This is a genomic window from Shewanella sp. 492 (genome assembly GCF_059338445.1).
On sequence record NZ_CM181702.1, the window covers coordinates 1,050,085 to 1,070,155 of the forward strand.

16 protein-coding genes are annotated in these 20,071 nt (G+C 48.2%); 13 read left to right on the top strand and 3 right to left on the bottom strand.

Going from position 1 to position 20,071, the window contains the following annotated elements:
* Position 1: 1 nt before the first annotated feature.
* Positions 2 to 436, bottom strand: coding sequence for a GNAT family N-acetyltransferase (locus AC5YBX_RS04665; protein ID WP_494519800.1), 435 nt, complete (start codon positions 434 to 436; stop codon positions 2 to 4).
* A gap of 352 nt (positions 437 to 788) precedes the next feature.
* On the opposite strand from AC5YBX_RS04665, the gene AC5YBX_RS04670 reads away from it, so the two are divergent.
* Positions 789 to 1,943 (top strand): efflux RND transporter periplasmic adaptor subunit, encoded by a 1,155-nt coding sequence (locus AC5YBX_RS04670; protein ID WP_494524431.1) that lies wholly within the window; start codon positions 789 to 791, stop codon positions 1,941 to 1,943.
* A complete protein-coding gene (locus tag AC5YBX_RS04675) occupies positions 1,943 to 5,056 on the top strand; it encodes a multidrug efflux RND transporter permease subunit (RefSeq protein ID WP_494524432.1) in 3,114 nt (1,037 codons plus the stop codon). The genes AC5YBX_RS04670 and AC5YBX_RS04675 overlap by 1 nt, the downstream gene beginning before the upstream one ends.
* Positions 5,057 to 5,210: 154 nt before the next feature.
* Here AC5YBX_RS04675 and AC5YBX_RS04680 read toward each other — a convergent pair whose 3' ends face one another.
* Both AC5YBX_RS04680 and ettA read right to left on the bottom strand, forming a co-directional pair.
* Positions 5,211 to 6,296 carry a metallophosphoesterase gene (locus AC5YBX_RS04680; RefSeq protein ID WP_494524433.1) on the bottom strand — a complete coding sequence of 362 codons (1,086 nt, stop codon included), beginning with the start codon at positions 6,294 to 6,296 and terminating at the stop codon, positions 5,211 to 5,213.
* A gap of 351 nt (positions 6,297 to 6,647) precedes the next feature.
* Positions 6,648 to 8,312, bottom strand: coding sequence for an energy-dependent translational throttle protein EttA (ettA, locus tag AC5YBX_RS04685; protein ID WP_494519796.1), 1,665 nt, complete (start codon positions 8,310 to 8,312; stop codon positions 6,648 to 6,650).
* Between the two features lie 391 nt (positions 8,313 to 8,703).
* Here ettA and glyA point away from each other — a divergent pair, with 391 nt between their 5' ends.
* The 11 genes from glyA to AC5YBX_RS04740 all read left to right on the top strand — a co-directional run bounded on the left by glyA (position 8,704) and on the right by AC5YBX_RS04740 (position 20,019).
* On the top strand, positions 8,704 to 9,960 hold the full coding sequence (gene glyA, locus AC5YBX_RS04690; protein WP_494524434.1) for a serine hydroxymethyltransferase: 1,257 nt from the start codon (positions 8,704 to 8,706) through the stop codon (positions 9,958 to 9,960).
* A gap of 123 nt (positions 9,961 to 10,083) precedes the next feature.
* Complete coding sequence (gene nrdR, locus AC5YBX_RS04695) at positions 10,084 to 10,548, top strand: transcriptional regulator NrdR (RefSeq protein WP_494519795.1); 465 nt, start codon at positions 10,084 to 10,086, stop codon at positions 10,546 to 10,548.
* Between the two features lie 37 nt (positions 10,549 to 10,585).
* Positions 10,586 to 11,719 carry a bifunctional diaminohydroxyphosphoribosylaminopyrimidine deaminase/5-amino-6-(5-phosphoribosylamino)uracil reductase RibD gene (gene ribD / locus AC5YBX_RS04700; protein ID WP_494524435.1) on the top strand — a complete coding sequence of 378 codons (1,134 nt, stop codon included), beginning with the start codon at positions 10,586 to 10,588 and terminating at the stop codon, positions 11,717 to 11,719.
* 26 nt (positions 11,720 to 11,745) lie between these two features.
* Positions 11,746 to 12,417, top strand: coding sequence for a riboflavin synthase (locus AC5YBX_RS04705; protein ID WP_494524436.1), 672 nt, complete (start codon positions 11,746 to 11,748; stop codon positions 12,415 to 12,417).
* Between the two features lie 67 nt (positions 12,418 to 12,484).
* Entirely contained in the window at positions 12,485 to 13,588 is a 1,104-nt protein-coding gene (gene ribBA, locus AC5YBX_RS04710) for a bifunctional 3,4-dihydroxy-2-butanone-4-phosphate synthase/GTP cyclohydrolase II (RefSeq protein ID WP_494524437.1), read from the top strand.
* 124 nt (positions 13,589 to 13,712) lie between these two features.
* Complete coding sequence (gene ribH / locus AC5YBX_RS04715) at positions 13,713 to 14,189, top strand: 6,7-dimethyl-8-ribityllumazine synthase (RefSeq protein WP_494524438.1); 477 nt, start codon at positions 13,713 to 13,715, stop codon at positions 14,187 to 14,189.
* 14 nt (positions 14,190 to 14,203) lie between these two features.
* Complete coding sequence (gene nusB / locus AC5YBX_RS04720; protein WP_119977396.1) at positions 14,204 to 14,608, top strand: transcription antitermination factor NusB; 405 nt, start codon at positions 14,204 to 14,206, stop codon at positions 14,606 to 14,608.
* Between the two features lie 360 nt (positions 14,609 to 14,968).
* Complete coding sequence (thiL, locus tag AC5YBX_RS04725; RefSeq protein ID WP_494524439.1) at positions 14,969 to 15,931, top strand: thiamine-phosphate kinase; 963 nt, start codon at positions 14,969 to 14,971, stop codon at positions 15,929 to 15,931.
* Positions 15,928 to 16,422, top strand: coding sequence for a phosphatidylglycerophosphatase A family protein (locus AC5YBX_RS04730; RefSeq protein WP_494524440.1), 495 nt, complete (start codon positions 15,928 to 15,930; stop codon positions 16,420 to 16,422). The genes thiL and AC5YBX_RS04730 overlap by 4 nt, the downstream gene beginning before the upstream one ends.
* A gap of 750 nt (positions 16,423 to 17,172) precedes the next feature.
* Positions 17,173 to 18,747, top strand: a complete 1,575-nt coding sequence (locus tag AC5YBX_RS04735) for a hypothetical protein (RefSeq protein WP_494519791.1) — start codon at positions 17,173 to 17,175, stop codon at positions 18,745 to 18,747.
* Positions 18,748 to 18,756: 9 nt separating this feature from the next.
* A complete protein-coding gene (locus AC5YBX_RS04740; protein ID WP_494519790.1) occupies positions 18,757 to 20,019 on the top strand; it encodes an ankyrin repeat domain-containing protein in 1,263 nt (420 codons plus the stop codon).
* Positions 20,020 to 20,071 lie beyond the last annotated feature (52 nt).

A 20,071-nucleotide genomic window follows, 5' to 3' on the forward strand; every position in this document is an offset into this window, starting at 1 on the left:
GTTAACATCGGGACTTAGTGTTAAAGTACATGGGCGTGAGTGATTTTCCTTGATTAAGGTAACGTTGATGTAATTGCGCTATTTCAACGGGGAACACACCTTCGCTGCTAAATTGATGTTGCCGATAAAACGGCACTAGCTCGGGGAGTGCAAATAAAAAGCTGGCGCAAGTATTGAGCTCTGGCGACAGTGCTCGCATTAGGTTGTGAGCTACGCCTTGGTTGCGATGGTTTGGATGCACCAACATGCCGGTTAATAACTGATATGGCCCTATGGGCCTTAACCTTACCGCGGCAATCAATGGCTCTTGAGGATTATCATTGAGGTATTTCACCGCAAGGTGCTCTTTTTTTCGCAGTCGAGCATGAGGCATATGACGCTTGTAAAAAATAAACGCCTGTTGGCGCATCGAAGGGGCGAGCCAATAAAGCGTCACGGCTTATCCTATGAAAGTCTTATTCTTGTATAAAGTTCACTAAGCCTAGCAGAATGCGTTGGCGCTCGAAATAGCCAAGTCTTTATCTGTTATTTGTCATTTACGGTTGCCATCGCCAGAGATATTAACCATGACGATAGCGTGAGCGGGATTAAGTGATTTTTGTGTGATATTTGTTCGCTTGTTTTGATTGAGTACCGTTTAAGTTGTCAGTTGTGCTTTTATGTTGTTTTCGTGTTGCTTTTCGGCGCTAATTTGCTTGTATTTACACTGATTTACCCTATAAGCGATGATTTGCCTTTAAAATGACGGCCACTCTCCAATGGCCTTTTTAATCGACGAATAATCAATAATGAAAAAACCGCGTTTAACTACCAGTACGATTATTATTTTAAGTTTATCTGCCGCTCTAATTTTTCAATTTATATCTCATTCAAACCAAGCTGCTCAAGCTGGTGGAAGCCGCGATAAAGGGGTTAAAAAATCGCGAGTCATTCCTGTGGTGACATCAGTCGTTACCGAGCAGAAGTTGAGCCAGCATCTGTCACTGGTTGGCAAACTTGAAGCTAATCGCTCGGTGCAAATAGCCGCTGAAGTGGCAGGAAAAATCACTCGCATTAATGTGGATGCTAACCAAGCAATAGTCGCGGGTCAGACCTTAGTGGTGCTCGAACACACCCGAGCTAAAGCCAATGTGGCTCAGGCGCAAGCCTATTTTCAAGATGAACAACGCAAGTTAACCGAGTTCCAAAAGCTTATTGGTAATAACGCTATTACTCAAACCGAAATCGATGCCCAAAAAGCCAGTGTCGATATCGCCTTGGCACGTTTGCAAGCGGCGCAAGCCGAGCTGGATTTTCACCTGATCAGCGCACCTTTTTCGGGGACGGCCGGGCTGGTGGATTTTAGTGTTGGTAAGATGGTCAGTGTGGGCAGCGAGCTGCTCAGCTTAGATGATCTGGCTTCAATGCGACTGGATATTCAAGTCCCCGAACTCTATTTGTCACGTTTACAACTCGGCATGTCGGTCACCGCAACGAGTCGAGCTTGGCCAGATGAGCGCTTTGTGGGCCACGTAGTGGCAATCGATGCGCGCATCAACCCAGAGACCCTAAACCTTAAGGTGCGGGTCAATTTCGACAACCCACAGCAGAAGTTAAAACCGGGTATGTTGATGTCAGCCAATATTGGTTTCTCACCCGTTAAACAACCAGTCGTGCCAGTGCAAGCATTGGAATATTCAGGCACTAAGCGTTTTGTTTATGTTATCGACAGTGACAATGTTGCGCGGCGAACACAAGTTACCTTAGGTGCACGTATTGACGATAAAGTGTTGATAAGTGACGGCGTTAATCGCGGCGATAAGATAGTGGTGCAGGGGCTAGTCAATATGCGTGATGGCCTGAAAATTGAAGAAGTTGCCCCAGCCAATTTAAGCCCTCAGGAGGCCTTGGCCAGCAGTGATGATATGAGTGCCACGCCTGCAGCTCAAGGAGGGCGTGGCTAATGTTATTGTCTGATGTCTCGGTTAAACGCCCGGTGGTTGCTATCGTTCTGAGCTTGCTATTATGCGTGTTCGGTATGGTCTCTTTTGCTAAGTTGGCAGTGCGGGAGATGCCCGACGTTGAAAGCCCTGTGGTAACTGTGATGACCACCTATGAAGGTGCCTCAGCGACCATTATGGAAAGCCAGATAACCACAGTGCTCGAAGATGAGCTTACTGGGATCAGTGGTATCGATGAGATCACCTCCACCACGCGTAATGGCATGTCACGTATTACCGTGACGTTCGAGCTTGATTGGGATCTGACCGAAGGGGTCAGTGATGTACGTGATGCGGTGGCCCGTGCTCAGCGCCGCCTGCCTGAAGAAGCAAACGACCCTATTGTATCTAAAGACAATGGCTCGGGTGAGCCTTCGGTTTACATTAATTTAAGCTCATCGACCATGGACCGTACTCAGCTGACCGATTACGCGCAGCGGGTGCTCGAAGACAGATTTAGCCTGATCAGTGGTGTCAGTTCCATCACCCTTTCTGGTGGATTATACAAAGTAATGTATGTGCAGCTTAATCCTGAGCAGATGGCTGGGCGTAATGTCACCACCAGCGATATTATTAGTGCGCTGCGTAATGAAAATATTGAAAGTCCAGGGGGAGAGGTGCGCAATGATGTCACCGTCATGACGGTTCGTACCGCTCGCCTGTATCATCAGCCAGAAGATTTTGACTACCTGTTAGTGCGTACGGCAAGCGACGGCACTCCTATTTACCTTAAAGATGTGGCTTCGGTGTTTATTGGCGCCGAAAATGAAAACTCCACCTTTAAGAGTGACGGCGTTCCTAACCTTAGCTTAGGCATAGTGGCGCAGTCAGATGCCAACCCACTCGATGTTGCTAAAAAAGTGCATCTTGAAGTTGATAAGCTGCAACAGTTTTTACCTCAAGGGACGCAATTGGTGGTCGATTATGACTCCACCATCTTTATCGATCGCTCCATCAGTGAGGTATATACCACCTTGTACATTACCGGCGCGCTGGTGGTACTGGTGCTGTATATCTTTATTGGCCAGGAGCGAGCCACGCTTATTCCCGCTGTGACAGTGCCAGTATCGCTGATCTCTTCTTTCATCGCGACGCACTACTTTGGCTTTTCGATTAACTTACTGACCTTGATGGCGCTGATCCTCTCAATCGGCTTAGTGGTTGATGATGCCATCGTGGTGGTGGAAAACATTTTCCATCACATCGAAAAAGGCGAACCGCCACTGCTTGCGGCTTATAAAGGGGCTCAAGAGGTGGGGTTTGCTGTGGTGGCGACGACGGCGGTATTAGTCATGGTGTTTTTGCCTATCTCTTTTATGGATGGCATGGTCGGGCGCTTATTTACCGAATTTTCGGTGATGCTTGCGATGTCGGTGATCTTCTCGTCCATCGTGGCGCTCACATTGACGCCAGTGCTGGGCAGTAAAATGCTTAAAGCCAACGTCAAACCTAACGGCTTTAATCGTTTCATGGACAGGCTCTTTAGCCGATTAGAGCAGCACTATCGCCACTGGGTTGCTCAAGCTGTTAAGTGGCGTGCTGGCGCTCCGCTGGTTATCTTAGCGTGCATTATTGGTAGCGGTCTATTGTTGCAACAGGTACCGGCACAATTGGCGCCACAAGAAGATCGCGGCGTTATTTTTGCTTTTATTAAAGGCGCTGAGGGCACCAGTTATAATCGCATGACTGCCAATGTTGATATTGTTGAGCAACGGTTAATGCCGCTGTTAGGTGAGGGTATTATTAAGTCATTTAGCATCCAAGCCCCCGCCTTTGGCGGCCGAGCGGGTGATAAAACTGGCTTTGTGATCATACAGTTGGAAGATTGGCAAGATCGCAGCGTTAATGCGCAGCAAGCATTGGCTGTGGTCGCTAAAGCATTAAAAGGGATCCCCGATGTGATGGTGTATCCGCTCTTGCCCGGGTTTCGTGGTAAATCCAGTGAGCCGGTACAATTTGTGCTTGGCGGCGCCGATTATGATGAGTTGTTTAAGTGGGCCAGTATTATGCAGCAGGAGGCTCAATTGTCGCCAATGCTCGAGGGCGTTGACTTAGACTATGCGCAAACGACGCCTGAGTTGTTGGTCACCGTTGACAGAGTTCGCGCCGCGCAATTGGGCGTTAGCGTCGCTCAAGTGTCGCAAACACTAGAGGTGATGCTGGGTGGGCGCAGCGAAACCACCTTTATCGATCGCGGTGAGGAGTATGATGTTTATCTTCGAGGCAATGAAGATAGCTTTAATAGCATGGCCGATCTGAGTCAAATCTATATGCGTTCTGCTAAAGGCGAACTTATCTCGCTCGATGCTATTACTCATATTGACGAGGTGGCTTCGGCTCACAAACTGAGCCATAACAATAAGCAGAAGTCGATCACCCTTAAAGCCAGTTTAGGTGAAGGTTACACCTTAGGCGAAGCGCTGGACTTTCTTGATGCCAAGGCGATTGAACATTTACCCAGTGACATTTCGGTGAGTTATACTGGCGAGTCGAAAGATTTTAAAGAGAATCAAAGCAGTGTGATGATAGTGTTCGCATTAGCCTTGCTGGTGGCCTATCTGGTATTGGCGGCGCAATTTGAGAGCTTTATTAATCCACTGGTGGTGATGTTTACTGTGCCTATGGGGGTATTTGGTGGCTTCCTCGGGTTATACCTTACGGGCCAAGGGCTGAATATTTATAGCCAAATTGGCATGATCATGTTGATCGGTATGGTGACCAAAAACGGTATCTTGATCGTGGAGTTCGCCAACCAACTTCGGGATCGTGGTAGCGATATTGAGCAAGCGATTATCGATGCATCAGCCCGGCGCTTACGGCCAATCTTAATGACCGCATTTACCACCTTAATTGGTGCTGTTCCTTTAATTATGTCTACTGGTGCTGGGGCCGAGAGCCGCATTGCGGTGGGGACTGTGGTGTTTTTCGGTATGGCTTTCGCCACCTTTATCACCCTGCTGGTGATCCCTGCGATGTACCGCTTAATCTCGGGGCACACGACTTCACCAGGTTTTGTCGAGGCGCAGTTACGGCAGGCTATCGAGGCTCAGCAACAAGGGACTAAAGCTTTAGGCTAGGGGAAGGTTTTTCAGTCTAGCTTGACCAGCCATACCGCTGTCATTGACAGCGGTATGGCGTATTAATCTGTAATGCCTAACGGCAGATAAACCACTCTTTTATCATACCCATTAACCGTTTTACTCACAGTGGCTTGCTAGAGGTAAGGTACAGTTACAATATTGAACGCGCGCCATCATAGTGGCCACGGATTAATTGATTATCCTCGATAATCAGCAGTTCACCCGACTCACCTAGCTTGATGCTACTATCGACCGCGATCACTTGGTTATCAAACAGGCCTAACACTTGTGATTGCGAGGTATGGCCCACCACAATCCGCTTTACTTGAAAGTAAGCCAAGATGTTGTCTAGCTCCTGCTGATTAAAGTTAGCTTTAAAGTAGCCACGGTACCAAGTGGGACCATTGCCGAAAAATAAAAAGTTAAGCAAATCATCTTGCTTCAGTTCGGGCTTAGACGTATCGATATGTTGTCGATATAAGGCATTGGCACGGCTTAAGGTTAATTTACGATCGATCCACTCTTGGCTTATGCCACCGTGTAAAAATAGCGTGTCATTAATTTTGACTATGGTGTGCTTACTTCTAAGCCATTGGCCTAGTACTGTGTCATTAGCATAGAGTGCATCATAACTGCGCCCCAGTTGTTCGCTGGCGGTGTGATAGCGCGGATGCACATAGCGGAGGTCACCGCGCATCACCATCTGTTCGTGATTGCCCATTAACAGATGCAGTTGGCCACCGGCCGCTTGGGCTTGCTGGTCAAGTTGATACATAAACCACAATACTTCATTAACCTGATGGCCACGGTCAAACATATCGCCTGTCATCACCAAGTGCGCATCTCCTGCGGCCCAGCGCTGCTGATTATCGATAATCTTATGACGACGCAGCAAGTTAATCAGTACATCGTATTGACCGTGAACATCGCTCAGGGCAATAACTTTGTTTACCCCTTCATAAGTATCGGGTAACAGCGCTGTCGCATGGGGATTCAGTGTGGGCTCAGGCAATTGGGCGCAATCACTGGGGCGGCGCAGCTTGGCTTGCTTAATTGGGGTTTGAGCTAATTGATTGTGGCAGATCCAGTGCGCCGTTTGCGGCTGGGCAGCCCCTGGTTCGATAAACACATAGGGGCCATCATGGATAGGCGTATTATCTTGCGCCTGTGGAGTAGCAAGCGAACTGTTACTGAGTAATAACAGCCAAAACAAATGGATAGATTGCAGGGGCTTCAAAGGTCTCTCTCTTTTATTCTGTCGGCGCTCGCGGGGTTTTGGACGTATTGAGCGCGCGAATTCTCGGTTTGTGGCTGTGAGTTGTTGCCAGAGATGTTAGCACTATTTTGCATTGCTGTGTGTTTTTGTAGGCGACGCTGGGGCGATGAGGATCAGGGGAGTTGCCTGAGACCTGATGAAACTCAACTCGTTTAAGCCTGTTCTAAACTTCAGCCTCAAACACACGTCATTTAAAATAAGCTCCTTTAATAGAAAACGGAGACCCTAGGGTCTCCGTTTGGTCGCTTTAGCCGTTATCAATTTACCTGAGCTCGCCAGCATCAAGCCTGGCGATTTTGAACGTCAATGAGATCAGCTGATACGCTTGTATTTTAGGCGATGAGGCTCGATGGCCTCAGTGCCTAAGGTCTCTTTTAACCACGTGGTGTACTCGGTGTAGTTACCTTCGTAGAAGTTCACTTGGCCTTCGTCGCGATAATCTAAAATATGGGTAGCGATTCTGTCGAGGAACCAACGGTCATGGGAGATAACCATGGCGCAACCTGGGAATTCAAGCAGGGCTTCTTCCAAGGCGCGTAAGGTTTCGACGTCTAAATCGTTGGTGGGTTCATCGAGTAACAGTACGTTGCCGCCCGCTTGCAACAGTTTGGCTAAATGAACTCGGTTACGCTCACCACCCGAGAGGCTGCCGATAATTTTTTGCTGATCGCCACCACGGAAGTTAAAGCGACCCACATAGGCGCGACTTGGGATTTCGGTGTTGTTGATCCGCATGATATCTTGGCCGCCAGAGATCTCTTGCCAAACGGTATTTTTATCATTCATCGAATCACGGAACTGATCGACCGAGGCAATCTTCACCGACTCACCAATTTCTATGCTGCCACTATCAGGCTGCTCGGCGCCGGTAAGCATCTTAAACAGGGTCGATTTACCCGCGCCGTTGGCACCGATAATACCCACGATAGCGCCTTTAGGCACTGAGAAGCTTAAATTGTCGATAAGGACGCGATCGCCATAAGACTTGGTCAGGTTGTTAACTTCAATGACCTTGTCACCCAAACGGGGTCCAGGTGGAATAAAGAGTTCGTTAGTCTCATTACGCTTTTGGTAATCGTTAGTATTAAGCTCTTCAAAACGCGCCATACGGGCCTTGCCCTTAGATTGACGGCCTTTAGCCCCCTGGCGAACCCATTCAAGTTCTTTGGCAATGGTTTTTTGGCGGGCGTTTTCGGTGGCCGACTCTTGTTTAAGGCGGGCATCTTTTTGCTCAAGCCAAGAAGAGTAGTTGCCTTCCCAAGGGATCCCTTCACCACGGTCAAGCTCTAAGATCCAACCAGCAGCGTTGTCGAGGAAGTACCTATCGTGGGTAATAGCCACAACGGTGCCAGTGTAATCTTGTAAGAAGCGCTCTAGCCAAGCAACTGACTCGGCATCCAAATGGTTGGTCGGCTCATCGAGCAGCAACATATCGGGTTTTTCGAGCAGTAAACGACACAAGGCCACACGGCGACGTTCACCCCCAGATAAGACTTCAATTTTAGTGTCCCAATCTGGTAGGCGCAGCGCATCTGCGGCGCGCTCTAAGATGTTATCGAGGTTGTGAGCGTCTTGCGCTTGAATAATGGCTTCGAGGCGGCCTTGTTCTTTGGCCAACGCATCAAAGTCGGCATCGGGCTCGGCGTACAGCGCATAGACTTCATCTAAGCGAGCAAGGGCATTTTTCGCCTCGCTGACCGCTTCTTCAATCGCTTCACGTACGGTTTGCTGTTCATCCAGCTTCGGCTCTTGGGGCAGGTAACCGATTTTAAGGTCCTGCATGGGGCGGGCTTCACCCTCAATGTCGGTATCGAGGCCGGCCATAATGCGCAGTAGGGTCGATTTACCTGAGCCGTTGAGACCCAATACACCAATCTTGGCGCCAGGAAAAAAGCTTAAGGAAATATCTTTTAGGATCTGCTTTTTAGGTGGGACAATTTTGCCCACTCGTAGCATGCTATAAACAAATTGTGCCATAACAAATTTACTCTCCGACAAAACAATGGCGCCAATTCTACTGCAATCGTGTATGAACTTAAATCGTATTTTAGAAGATGGGCGCCGGCGGCGTGTGCATCAATTGCTTTTGGGCTGACTTTTCGGTTTATGCCACCCAAGGTTTATCCTAAAACGAAAACAGTGTTTTTTATCAAAGTGCTGTAAACAGTCACTTTTATGGCTTGTAACAGAATCCGCTTGCCAAACAATGACTCGCTTATGGCGTTGGCTGCTGTGGGGCACTTAGATGAATATTTCTAAGCCTGAATTACGGCTAATTTCATGTTGCTAATGCTGGGATTGTGATCAATTGCACTGTAGAATACCGCGCAACCCTACTTAAATAAGACTTTAACAGCTGGAGTGACCAATGCTGAAAAAAGAGATGAATATTGCGGACTTCGATCCACAACTGTTTCAAGCGATCCAAGATGAAACTCGTCGCCAAGAAGAGCACGTCGAGCTTATCGCCTCTGAAAACTACACCAGTCCTCGTGTATTAGAAGCGCAAGGTTCTCAGCTGACTAACAAGTATGCCGAAGGTTACCCGGGTAAGCGTTACTATGGTGGTTGTGAGTATGTGGATATCGCAGAAGAACTCGCTATCTCTCGCGCCAAAGAGCTATTTGGTGCCACTTACGCCAACGTTCAGCCTCACTCTGGTTCACAAGCTAACTCAGCGGTATTTATGGCGCTACTTCAAGGCGGCGATACCGTTTTGGGGATGAGCCTTGCCCACGGTGGTCACTTGACCCATGGCTCTCACGTGAGCTTCTCGGGTAAATTGTACAATGCCGTGCAGTACGGTATCGACGAAACCACTGGTAAGATTGATTACGCCGAAGTTGAGCGCCTTGCCGTTGAGCATCAACCTAAGATGATTATCGCCGGTTTCAGTGCCTACTCTGGTATTATCGATTGGGGCAAGTTCCGCGAAATCGCAGACAAAGTCGGTGCTTACCTGTTTGTCGATATGGCGCACGTTGCAGGTCTAGTGGCTGCGGGTATCTACCCTAATCCACTGCCACATGCACACGTGGTGACCACCACAACCCATAAGACTCTGGCTGGCCCACGTGGCGGCTTGATCTTGTCGGCCTGTGATGATGAAGATATTTACAAGAAGCTAAACTCAGCGGTATTCCCAGGTGGCCAAGGTGGCCCATTGATGCACGTTATCGCGGCTAAAGCGGTGGCGTTTAAAGAAGCATTAGAGCCTGAGTTTAAAACGTACCAAGAGCAAGTGGTTGTTAACGCCAAAGCGATGGCAAACACCTTTATCCAGCGCGGTTATGATGTAGTGTCTGGCGGTACCGACAACCACTTATTCCTGCTTGATTTGATTGCCAAAGATATCACAGGTAAAGACGCTGATGCTGCACTTGGCCGTGCCAACATCACAGTGAACAAAAACTCAGTGCCTAACGATCCTCGCTCACCTTTTGTGACCTCGGGTCTGCGTATCGGCTCGCCAGCGATCACGCGTCGTGGTTTCAAAGAAGCGCAAGCGGTTGAGTTAACTAACTGGATGTGTGATGTGCTTGATGACATCAACAACGAAGCCACTATCGAGCGGGTGAAAAACCAGGTCCTTGATTTGTGCGCTAAGTTCCCTGTTTACGGTTAACCTTAAGGGTTAAATCAGGTAAACTTCGATGGCCGCTATGATAGCGGCCATTTTTGTATCTCTCAGTTGGCTTTTTTATGCATGCCAACCGATCTATTTAAGTGCTTTTATGCTGGAGGCTCAATGTATTGTCCGTTTTGCAGCGCAACCGATACTAAGGTGATCGATTCTCGCTTGGTTGCCGATGGTCATCAGGTTCGCCGTCGCCGTGAATGCTTAGAGTGCCATGAAAGATTCACCACTTTTGAAGGCGCCGAGTTAGTAATGCCGCGAGTGGTTAAGCAAGACGGTAGTCGCCAGCCGTTCGATGAAGAAAAGCTGCGGGGCGGCATGTTACGCGCAGTCGAGAAACGTCCGGTATCTATGGATGAAATTGAGCAGGCACTAAGTAAGATAAAGTCGACGCTGCGCGCCACCGGTGAGCGCGAAGTCACCTCTGAGATGATAGGTAATTTGATGATGGACCACTTGGTCCACCTCGATAAAGTCGCCTATATCCGCTTCGCTTCTGTGTATCGCGCCTTTGAAGATGTGTCCGAGTTTGGTGACGCCATTGCGAAACTGCAGAGTCCTAAGTCGACCAAATAAACCGATTTTTAATCATTAGATTGCATGGATATGGCACATGGCGTGGTCAAAATTTGACATTGAAATGATGGCAAAAGCCATCAAGTTAGCGCGTAAAGGGCGCTATACCACTCGACCTAACCCGAGCGTGGGCTGTGTTATCACCCTGGCGGGCAAGGTGGTCGGCGAAGGTTATCATATTGCCGCGGGCGGCCCCCATGCCGAAGTGCATGCACTGCGCATGGCTGGCGAGCAAGCCCAAGGGGCAACCGCTTATGTCACTCTAGAGCCGTGTAGCCACTATGGCCGCACCCCGCCGTGTGCACAGGCGTTGATCGATGCGCAAGTGGCGCGGGTGGTGGTAGCGGTAACCGACCCTAATCCGCAGGTGTCTGGACGTGGTATCAAGATGCTGCAGCAAGCCGGCATTGAGGTCGATATCGAACTACTGCGTGATGAGGCGGCCGCGCTGAATCAAGGCTTTATGAAGCGTATGGCGACAGGATTGCCTTGGGTGAGCATTAAGTTGGCCGCCAGTTTAGACGGTAAAACGGCGCTGTCCAATGGCACATCGAAGTGGATAACGGGCGCTAATGCCCGTCGCGATGTGCAGCGAATGCGCGCGCGTCATTGTGCGGTGATAACCGGCATCGATAGCGTATTGCAAGATGATCCCAGCATGAATGTGCGCCATCAAGAGCTTGGCAGCCTAGCCGATTCTCTGCCTGCTGAGCTGTTAAAGCAGCCATTGCGGGTGGTGCTCGATAGTCAGGCGCGCTTAGGGAGCCAAGCAAAATTATTGGCCATCCCATCACCTGTCTTATTGGTGTCTTGTACGCCTTACAGCCCGTCGGTACAGGCCTTCTGGCCACAACATTTGAGCCATTTACAGCTTGACGCCCAAGAGGGGCGCGTGCCGCTCGCTGCATTGCTGGCGCATCTAGGGCAAACGTGCAATAGCGTGATGGTCGAAGCTGGCGCCACCTTGGCGGGGGCTTTTATGGCACAGCAACTGGCCGATGAATTGGTCTTATACCAAGCGCCTAAATTGCTTGGCAGCCACGGGCGTAATTTACTCCAGTTACCCGACTATACTCAGATGACGCAACTGCCTAAGTTAGTGTTAACTGATGAGCGTAAGCTCGGTGACGATACGCGTTTTACATTTAATTTATGTGCACACTCCTGTTAAAGTGCAGAGCAACTAAGTAGGTAAAGATGTTTACTGGGATCATTGAGTCAGTAGGAAATCTAAGAAAAATTGAGCGCCGTGGCGACGATATTCGTCTCACCGTGGCCAGTGGTAAGCTGGACTTAAGTGATGTCAAACTCGGTGACAGTATTGCCACCAATGGCGTGTGTCTCACCGTGGTGGAATGCTTAAGCGACGGTTATGTTGCCGATATCTCTGCCGAGACAGTGTCACTGACAGGCTTTGCTCATTATCAAGTGGGGCAAGCGGTTAATTTAGAAAAAGCTGTCACACCGACCACACGCTTAGGGGGTCATATGGTGAGCGGTCATGTCGATGGCGTCGCTTACGTCGACGATAGGCAATACCGTGGTAAGGCTATCGAATTTTGGTTAACGCCGCCTCAAGGTTTGGCGCGCTACATCGCCCATAAAGGCTCCATTACCATCGATGGCGTTAGCCTGACGGTGAATGAGGTGCAAGGCGAACGCTTTCGCTTAACCATAGTGCCGCATACCGCGGGTGAAACCACCCTGATTAACTTAAAAGCCGGCGATAGCGTTAATATCGAGGTGGATCTGATCGCACGTCATTTAGAGCGTTTAATGACGTATTCGGAGCACAATGCAGATGAAAATGTTAGCAAAGCCCCAGAAGTGACGCTGGATCTGTTAGCTCGCTCAGGCTTTTTAAGATAGAGGCTGGCATTGCCAACCAATAGCAGATTAAATATTTATTACTAGAAGAACATTTCAAGGTCTAACAATGGCACTACATAGCATAGAAGCGATTATCGAAGATATTCGTTTAGGCAAGATGGTTATCTTGATGGATGACGAAGATAGAGAAAACGAAGGCGATCTTATCATGGCGGCAGATCTTGTCACCCCTGAGGCGATCAACTTTATGGCGACATTTGGACGTGGTTTAATTTGCCAAACCATGACGAAAGCCCGCTGTCAACAGCTGAATTTACCCTTGATGGTTACCAACAATAACGCGCAATTTTCGACTAACTTTACCGTGTCGATTGAAGCTGCTGAAGGGGTGACAACCGGTATTTCTGCCCAAGATAGAGCCGTGACCGTGAAAGCGGCTGTGGCGAAAGATGCTAAGCCAACCGATATTGTGCAGCCAGGGCATATTTTCCCGCTGATGGCCCAAGAAGGGGGCGTTTTAGTGCGCGCAGGTCACACCGAAGCGGGCTGTGATATTGCCCGTCTTGCAGGTTTAGAGCCTTCAGCTGTTATCGTTGAAATCCTGAATGACGATGGCACCATGGCGCGTCGTCCCGATCTTGAGATTTTTGCCGAAAAGCATGGCCTAAAAATAGGCACCATTGCTGATTTAATTGAATACCGTAATACCAAAGAGACCACAGTGGTGCGCGAGGCTAAGTGCAAATTGCCAACCCGTTTTGGTGAGTTTGAGATGATCACCTACCGTGACACCATAGACAACCAACTCAACTATGCCTTAATCAAAGGTGATGTTAAGCCAAACAGCTTAGTGCGGGTACACCTGCAAAATACCTTTAATGATTTACTTCATTCTGAGCGCGATGAAAAACGCAGCTGGCCACTCGAAAAAGCCATGGCACGTATTGCCGATGAAGGCGGCGTATTAGTCTTACTGGGGCATCAAGAGCACCGCAGTGAAATTTTGGCCAAGGTCAAGGCATTTGAAGCTCAGGACAAAGGCGAAGCTGCAGCCCCAGCCCAATGGCAAGGCACCTCACGCCAAGTGGGTATCGGCTCGCAAATCTTGGCCGATGTGGGCGTCACCACAATGCGCCTGCTGAGTTCGCCAAAGCGTTACCATTCGCTGTCGGGCTTTGGGTTAGAAGTCACTGAATATATTGCTGATTAATACTCATGTGAGTAAATTCACTCATTTGGTTTAAATTGCATGGGGATCAACGTCGTGTGCTGTGGTATTATACGGCCTCTTTTTTCCCGTGCCGGGTTTGTTAAAGCTAATTTAGGTAAGATAAATGAACGTAGTTCAAGGTAATATCGAATCGAAAAATGCCAAAGTTGCCATCGTGATCTCACGCTTCAACAGCTTTGTTGTTGAGAGTTTGCTTGATGGCGCGTTAGATACGCTAAAGCGCTTTGGTCAAGTTGCAGATGACAATATCACGATTGTACGTGTGCCTGGCGCTGTAGAGTTGCCTCTAGCGGCTCGTCGTGTGGCAGCAAGCGGTAAATTTGACGGTATCATTGCGCTAGGCGCGGTGATCCGTGGTGGTACTCCCCATTTTGATTTTGTTGCAGGCGAATGTAACAAAGGTTTGGCTCAGGTTGCGCTTGAGTTTGATCTTCCTGTTTCATTTGGTGTGTTGACCACAGATACCATTGAGCAAGCCATTGAGCGCTCAGGTACTAAAGCAGGTAATAAGGGCGGCGAAGCGGCTCTTAGTTTGCTTGAAATGGTCAATGTTCTGCAAGAACTAGAACAGCAGTTGTAAGATTAGGAACAAGAATGAAACCTTCAGAGCGCCGTAAAGCCCGCCGTCTAGCGTTACAAGCTATCTATTCATGGCAGCTAAGCGGAAATAATGTTGCCGATGTGGAGCATGAATTCCTCACTGAGCAAAAAATCGATGGTGTCGATGTTAGCTATTTTCGTGAATTGCTATCGGGAACCACCATAAAGTGCGCCCAGTTAGATGAGTTAATTACCCCTCATATTGAGCGTCCGTTCGATGAGGTTTCACCTATCGAAAAAGCGGTATTACGTCTGGCGACGTATGAGCTGACTTTCCGCAAAGACGTGCCTTTTAAGGTTGCGATTAACGAAGCGATTGAGCTAGCTAAGGCCTTTGGTGCCGAAGATGGTCATAAGTTTGTTAATGGCATTCTCGATAAGATAGTCGGTAGAAAGTGATAGTCGAAACGGTATCCTAGGATGCCGTTTTTTTTGTTATCATCGCTAGGAATTGTTGATTTTTTATGCTTGTTTCAGCCGCCGATTATGGGGGGGGTTGGCAAGGTGTGCCGATGACCTTGAGTCATCCACAGCTCATAGCCTACAAGAGCCTAATACCTGCTAAGTTACGATGCCATAGCGATTGTAAAACTGCAATAGCGCTGTGATGAGTGTTTGGCTTAGCCTTTAAGCCTCATACCATAGCCATGCACTAACGTATTGAGCCCGAACAACTACTAAGTATTAAAAAATCAATGTCTTAGGTGTTGCCCTGATGGATGTGGGCCAACACATTAACTTTATAATGGTTGTCAAACTGTGAAAGAGTTTAACGTAATTGAGCGTTTTTTTGCTGAGCGCGGTCAAGCTCGCCGCGACGTAGTATTAAGTGTCGGCGATGACTGTGCCTTAGTTAATCCAGCCGAACATAAATCTATCGCTATCTCATGCGATACTCTCGTTGAAAATGTCCATTTCTTAGCTGACATGCCTGCCAAGGCCCTAGGGTATAAATCGGTTGCCGTTAATCTATCTGACTTAGCCGCCATGGGCGCCGAGCCAGCATGGATGACCTTGGCTATTACTTTACCCAGCATAGATGAAGCTTGGCTCGATGCGTTTAGTGAAGGCTTAAGTGATGCTGCCCAGTATTATGGCGTGGCGTTAGTGGGGGGCGACACCACGCGTGGCCCGAAATCCATCACCATCACCATTAATGGCCAAGTCCCTAAAGGCAAAGCGTTAACCCGCAGCGGTGCTAAAAATGGCGATTGGATCTATGTGACCGGCACCTTAGGAGACTCTGCGTTAGGCTTAGCCATTTTACGGGGCGAGCAAACGCTGAGTGGCGATGCCGCGCAGTATTTAATTCAACGTCATTATTACCCAACACCAAGAGTTTTGGCGGGGCAATCGCTGCGGAATCTCGCCTCGAGCGCCATCGATCTATCCGATGGTTTGGTGTCCGATATCGGCCACATCCTCAAACACTCTAACGTGGGGGCGATCGTCGATGTCGATCAGCTACCGCTGTCGGCAGCCATGAGGGAGTCAGTTGAGTATGAGCAAGCGCTTAGCTATGCCCTGACGGGCGGGGAAGATTATGAATTACTCTTTACCGTGCCAGAATCACAGCGCGGCGCCCTAGAAACGTCACTGGCTCATGCCGGGGTCTCTTTTGCTAAAATCGGCCAGATCGCCACAGGCAACAAACTGCGTTTGATGAAAGAGGGCGCCACATTTAAGCCAACCAATTTTAGTTTTGAGCATTTTACATCATGAAGTTACGCTCGACCGATCCACTGCTGCGCAGACTCTCTCTGACTAATCCTATCCACTTTTTGGCGTTGGGCTTTGGCTCGGGTCTGCTAGCAAAAGCGCCGGGAACCTATGGTAGTTTGGTGGCCATTCCGCTCTACTTGCTGATGAGCTACCTCTCGTTACCTTGGTATCTTGGTGTGACGCTGCTATTGATGCTGGTGGGGTTTTATATTTGTGATAAAGCCTCTAAAGATATGCGGGTGCATGATCACGGCGCCATCGTGTGGGATGAAATTGTCGGTATGTTAATCACCCTGGCTACTGCGCCCGCAGGCTGGGAATGGTTGCTGCTGGGATTTGTGCTGTTTCGCTTTTTCGACATCCTTAAGCCATGGCCGATCAAATGGCTGGATGCCAAGGTGCATGGCGGTGTTGGCATCATGATTGATGATGTCTTAGCGGGCGCCTTTGCGTTTTTGGGTTTGCAAGGGGTGGTGTACTTCGTCGGCTAGCGCAGCGGTGAGCTGACTTTACTATTTAGTCTATTTTGCTCGCCAAAGGCAAAATAGGCTAAATACTATTTAAACGGTGAACATTCGAGTGAGCAATATCAGCCTGTAGTACTAGATTGCAATCAATGTAGATTGCAGTAAAAAGTGAATAAACATTTTTTATCCAGATCAAACTTATCGTCACTACCATCTACCATCTACCATCTACCATCTACCATCTACCATCTACCATCTACCATCTACCATCTACCATCTACCATCGATCTTACCAGTATCAGGTTATTGCCTTTAATTACAGCTAGTTATCTTGTTGCCTAGGGTGGTGTGCTCAGCTAGTGGTTCTCTTATAAAAGTCTCCGCTATAGATTTTCGGTTGTGGTTGCTCGTATCAATATCATCGTTGTATTTACATAAGCTTGTTATTTGAATGGGTATCAAGGTTATGCTGCGCAACAATCAAAAAATAGCAATGTGATATAGGTCATGCTTTGTTTTATTACCAGCAAGGGGGAGGCGCCAGTTTAAGGGTGAAGCGGGTCACATTATTTAACCCTAACCTTATCTTGCGTTATCTAGTTGATCTTATTTTGTTAAATAAATGATCTCGGTTTGTTGGTTTTTCTGTGGGTATCGCTAAAGCTAATCTAGGCCATTTAGTTTCCTAATTTATTGTGTCGTCATAATTTTGTTAACTTTGGGGTGTTCGTTATTAACTCAAGTTAAATAATTAAATCACAATAGGACAGCGATATGGACATAAGTGATGTATGGCGCAAAGGTGATTGGGCCGCCTTCTTTGGCTTATTTACCAATAATTTAACCAATTTACTGACTATGATGGGCTTGTTGCTTTTTGTCGTCGGTTTACCTAAAGAATTTGTTATGGGGCAGGTCGCCCCGGCGTTTGGTCTGGCAGTGATGTGTGCCAGTATATTTTATGCTTGGTTTGCGTATAAGTTAAAAAAAGAAACCGGTCGTGATGATGTGACCGCACTGCCATCTGGTCCGAGTGCACCGTCTATTTTCACCGTGACTTTTCTGGTGATTATGCCGGTTTATCACACAACCAAAGATGCGGCATTTGCTATTCAAATCGCATTAGTTTGGTGTTTTGTCGAGGCGATGATCTTACTCGTCGGCTCATTCTTTGGTGACACTATCCGTCGTATCGTGCCTCGCACCGTACTGCTGTCTTGTTTGGCGGGATTAGGCCTCACACTGTTGGCGCTCAACCCTATGCTGCAAGCGTTTTCAACGCCTGTAGTGTCGTTCGTCGTGCTGGGGCTTATTTTTATCAACTGGTTTGGTAAAAAGCCGCTGTTTCCTAAGATCCCAACTGGGCTATTACTGATCATTGTCGGTACTGTGCTGGCTTGGATGTTTGGTTTGCAGTCACCCGATGCAATTATTGCTTCGCTATCGGATGCGGGCTTTAACCCTCCACAGCTGCACATTGACAGCTTTATGGAAGGCGTACCTCATGCCTTACCTTACTTGGCATCAGCTGTACCGCTGGGTTTAGCTAACTATGTATTCGACCTTGAGAATATCGAAAGTGCCGATGCTGCTGGTGACTCTTACCCGACACGCAAAATTATGATGGTTAACGGCTGTGCATCTATGCTCGGTGCCTTCATGGGTAACCCTTTCCCTGTGACTGTGTATGTGGGCCATGCGGCGTATAAAGAGATGGGCGCGAGCATAGGTTACACCCTATTTAATGGCGTGATCATGTTCTTAGTGTGTCTGTTTGGTTTAGGTGCGCTGCTACTGAGCTTGATTCCAGGAGCCGCCATTGCGCCAATCTTAGTCTACATCGGTATTGTCACAGCTAACCAAGTAGTGCGTGAAACGCCTAAATTGGAAGTGCCTGCCATCTTTGTTTGTTTGTTCCCTTGGATTGGCTACTGGGCATTAACCCTGTTCAAAAACACCTTGGCGACAGCCGGTACCAATGCTTATGACGTAGGTATTGAGGCATTAGCGGCAAAAGGTATCTATTACCAAGGCATGGTTGGCTTAGGTAATGGTGCACCACTTGCGAGCTTACTATGGGGTTGTATGGTGGTCTTTGCTATCAATAATACTCCGCTGCGCGCCGTAGTTGCCGCCTTAGTTGCCGCAGGTCTAGCGTTGGTTGGATTTATCCATGCCAATGGGGTTGGCTTTGCTCAGCCTGAGTCGATGATGTATGTCTACTCCTACTTAATGATGGCCGGTCTGTTTGGGGTTAAACATTTTTACAACCTTAAAGAGAGTGCTAAAGAACCTTTAAGCAAGCCTGTGCCTGCGACCCCAGTAACTGAAGCAACTGAAGCCGCTTAAGGAGTGAACATGAGTACAAATGCCCCTATGTCGCTGCATCAGCTAGTAAGCCATAATCGAATCGATGATGTGGTAGCGTATTTAACCCAGCAGGTTGATGTGGATACCCGAGATGAAAACGGCTGCACTGCCTTGATGATTGCGGTACAGCAAAACAACTTGGCGCTAGCTAAAGTGCTTATTGAGCATGGCGCCGATGTGAATGCTCGCGATGTGAATCAGCTGACGCCCTATTTGTGTGCTGGTGCTAATGGTTTTCACGCACTCTTATCGCTGACCTTAGCCCATGGCGCCGATGTCACTAGTGTTAACCGTTTTGGCGGCACACCACTGTTGCCCTCGAGCGAAAAAGGTTTTCTACGTACGGTACAGGTGAGTTTGGATGCGGGGATCCCGGTCAATCACGCTAATAAGCTAGGGTGGTCGGCCTTGTTAGAAGCGGTAATTTTAGGTGACGGTGGGTATTTATATGCCGATGTGATTGAGGTGTTACTCGACGCTGGCGCCGACATTCACCTTCAAGACCGCGATGGATTGAGCGCGCTTGATCACGCTAAAGCCCAGGGCCAGAGCAATGTGGTCGCTTTGATGACTCAAAACGAGCAGGTTAAGCAAGCTTATAGTGCGTCACTGCGTTTGGTTAAACAGCATATTCGTCAGTTTGAGTACCAAACGGCGCTGGCTATATTAACTGGTAATCGCCATGACTTTGCCAACCCAGCAGATTATTTCTACTACTGTGGTTATGTGCTCACTGAATTAGCGCGCTTTGAGGAGGCGATAATCGCCTACCGTCAAGGCTTGGCACTGAGTGACAATAAAGCGCAGTTCTATCTGTATATCGCTAATAGCTATCGACTGGCGAAACAACCTCAGCTTGCACTGGCTGAATTTGATAACGGCATTGCAGCACAACCAGCGTCACCGTTTGTGCTGTACCACAAGTCGAACTATTTACGTGAACTAGGCATGCATAAAGAAGCGGTCGCTGCGATGACTCAATTACTGTCGCAACAGCCCCATCGTTATGATTATTCATTCCATCAGGCTAATAGCCTGCGTTCATTGGGTCTACATAATGAGGCCATTGTTGCCATAGATAATGCCATTAAACACGATAATCGTAATGGGCTTTATTATCAGCATAAAGCTAAATCATTAGAAATAATGGGGCAGATTGAACAAGCCGTTACGGTAATTAATCAAGCGATTGAAGTTTGTGATGACAGCAATGAACTAATTGAGATTAAACATGATTTGCTCAATAAATAATACTTAACTAGATGTCCTTTTTAGGAATGTTTAATTAAGCGAGCGGCTGAGT